The organism is Candidatus Contendobacter odensis Run_B_J11, from assembly GCF_000531125.1.
Taxonomy (GTDB): Bacteria; Pseudomonadota; Gammaproteobacteria; order Competibacterales; family Competibacteraceae; genus Contendibacter; species Contendibacter odensensis.
This window is the reverse complement of the sequence record NZ_CBTK010000053.1, coordinates 1-2,117: the sequence shown is the minus strand read 5'-3', so window position 1 is coordinate 2,117 and position 2,117 is coordinate 1. Positions and strand designations below refer to the sequence as shown.

5 protein-coding genes are annotated in these 2,117 nt (G+C 54.4%); all 5 read right to left on the bottom strand.

Annotation, left to right across the window (positions count from 1 at the left end):
* The coding region (locus tag BN874_RS04695; RefSeq protein ID WP_034431191.1) for a PD-(D/E)XK nuclease family protein at nt 1-559 on the bottom strand (559 nt) is incomplete at its 3' end.
* Between the two features lie 148 nt (nt 560-707).
* A complete protein-coding gene (locus tag BN874_RS04690) occupies nt 708-1,112 on the bottom strand; it encodes a type II toxin-antitoxin system VapC family toxin (RefSeq protein WP_195912102.1) in 405 nt (134 codons plus the stop codon).
* Nucleotides 1,112-1,348: an antitoxin gene (locus BN874_RS04685; protein ID WP_034431187.1), complete on the bottom strand. Its 237-nt coding sequence runs from the start codon at nt 1,346-1,348 to the stop codon at nt 1,112-1,114. The genes BN874_RS04690 and BN874_RS04685 overlap by 1 nt, the downstream gene beginning before the upstream one ends.
* 206 nt (nt 1,349-1,554) lie before the next feature.
* Nucleotides 1,555-1,866, bottom strand: coding sequence for a type II toxin-antitoxin system PemK/MazF family toxin (locus BN874_RS04680; RefSeq protein WP_034431185.1), 312 nt, complete (start codon nt 1,864-1,866; stop codon nt 1,555-1,557).
* Nucleotides 1,866-2,117, bottom strand: a 252-nt coding sequence (locus BN874_RS04675; RefSeq protein WP_230314329.1) for a ribbon-helix-helix domain-containing protein, incomplete at its 5' end; no start/stop codon positions are given. The genes BN874_RS04675 and BN874_RS04680, both read right to left, overlap by 1 nt.

Here is a 2,117-nt window from a genome sequence, read left to right as displayed (position 1 = left end):
CTTCGTAGAACCGCGCTTTGCGCTCGAAAATGTACATCCCCGCTTTGTCAATGGACGATTTCAGTTCGCAAATGATCAGCGAGCCGTTGTAGATGATTACATCCAGTTCGACTTGATCCGGTCGTCCAAATACGACGCCTTGGTCGTCATATTCGTTGACGTTGACTACCTGGACGCTGAAGCTTTTTTCGAGAATCCCGGCCAGCGCGTCGCGGAAGGCTTTTTCGGATTGCAGACCCCAGCGCGAACCAAGCGCACCGATGCCTCGTTCCTGTTTCAACGCTTGAGCCATGATTTCCTGGTGAAGCCGCCGGAGTTCTTCCTGGTTAGCGTCCCACTTGCGATTTTGTTCTGCCTGATGCTCTTCCCACTTGCGGGTTTGCTCTTCCCGATCGCGGCGCAGTTCGCCTAGGAGGTCATAAAACCGATCCTGCGTTTCCTCGCGCCCCGCATATTCCCGCCGCGTCAGTTCCAGAATATAGGTACGCAAGTCCGGATCGGTCCGCAAAAAATGCGGCAACTCTTGTCTGATGGCTTCTTTCAGAGATTCCTCGTTCATTTTCACCTCACGTTGAGCGCACCTTGTTACAAGGGGGAGTCTGTTTTCAGGTGAAACCACAACTCGCTTAGGAGCGCTATATAACCGACCATGAGCATGGATTCGTCATGGGTCACCAATCGCGCTGTAAGTTAAGTATGTGCAAAGTTCAGGCGGGAGCGACCCAATTTTCCACGCGCAGCCCTGGATAATCCTTGAAATCCGCTTCGTTGTTCGTCACCAGTGTCAACGACAAGCTCCGGGCGTGTGCGGCGATCAGGCGATCCAGCGCATCGCGTTGGCGATCTCTGACCGCCGCACGGAGGATGCCGTAATCCACCGCAGCCTGTTCATCGAACGGCATCACCGGTACATCGGCGAGTAACCCTTCAAGCGCTCTCTCAATGGCTGCCCGGTTTTCCGGCCTGCATTCGACCCCATAACGAAGCTCGGCCAAGGTGATCGCAGAGATCACCACGTCACCGTATCCAAGTTTGGCAAACCGCGCGGCGACTTCGGGGGGATGATGCTGCATCAGGTAGATGCAGATATTGGTATCCAGCAGGTACCGCATCACGACATTCCACGTTCACGTTCGGGATTGAACTCCCGCCCCTCGGCCATGAAATCCGCCGGGAAGGCAGCAAAGCGATCCATGAGTCCGGCCAGCGAGCGCTTGCGTTGCGGCCTGATCACGAGGGCGTCGTGTTTGCGCTCGATTTCCACCTCTTGGATATCGGTATCAAAGCAGAGGTCTTTCGGGATGCGCACGGCTTGTGAATTACCGCTCTTGAAAATTCGCGTCAACATGACTCAATACCTTCCTGTTTTGTATATACTATATATACTTTGATTGGCCTGTTGCGTCAAGCGCATAGAGCGATCTTGACGTACCGGCCCCCTTTTGCGACAGACACAAAAAAACCGCTCATTGGGGAGCGGTTTCTATTTGCGGTATGGTTGGGTTGCGTTCGCAATCCAACCTACGCTGCTAACCCTCTATCTATGCTGCTCGTTCAGAAATCCAAGGCGAAGAGGAGTGCGGTTTTGACTTGATTCATGCGTGAGTCGCTCAAGACAGCGATAAACGACCCGACCTTGATCTTGGTCACGGTTTGCACATGATCGAGGTTAATGGCGCAGATTTTGGGCATGCCCTCTTCCGGGGTCAGGATGACTTCGCTGGGAATATGACGAATTGTGGAGGTGATGGGTGCAATCGTCACTTCGCCCAACACATCCAGAATCGAGTCTCGCGTCAGGATCAGTACCGGTCGCTTTTTGTCGGGTGCCTTGAAGGTGTACCAGCGAATTTCACCGCGCCGCATCAGTCGATCCAAACCTGTTCGCCTTCGAAATCGCTAAATTCGCCGGGCTTGACCGGCTGCCGGAGATACCCTTCCCGATGTTGTTGTTCCAACGCTTGTGCTTCGAGTTTTGCCAAAGCTGCCCGCAAGGCGTCTCGCGTAAAAGCCGAGCGGGATTGCCGGCGCTGACCGGCAACCCGATCCACCGCCGTGACCAGATCATCATCCAGCGTGAGTTGCACCGTTTTCATGATTCGTACCTGCCCGCATAG

What these genes read in the sequence shown, in the direction of transcription:
- BN874_RS04685 (WP_034431187.1), bottom strand. Translation starts at nt 1,348, where the DNA reads ATGTTGACGCGAATTTTCAAGAGCGGTAATTCACAAGCCGTGCGCATC.
- BN874_RS04680 (WP_034431185.1), bottom strand. Translation starts at nt 1,866, where the DNA reads ATGCGGCGCGGTGAAATTCGCTGGTACACCTTCAAGGCACCCGACAAA.
- BN874_RS04690 (WP_195912102.1), bottom strand. Translation starts at nt 1,112, where the DNA reads ATGCGGTACCTGCTGGATACCAATATCTGCATCTACCTGATGCAGCAT.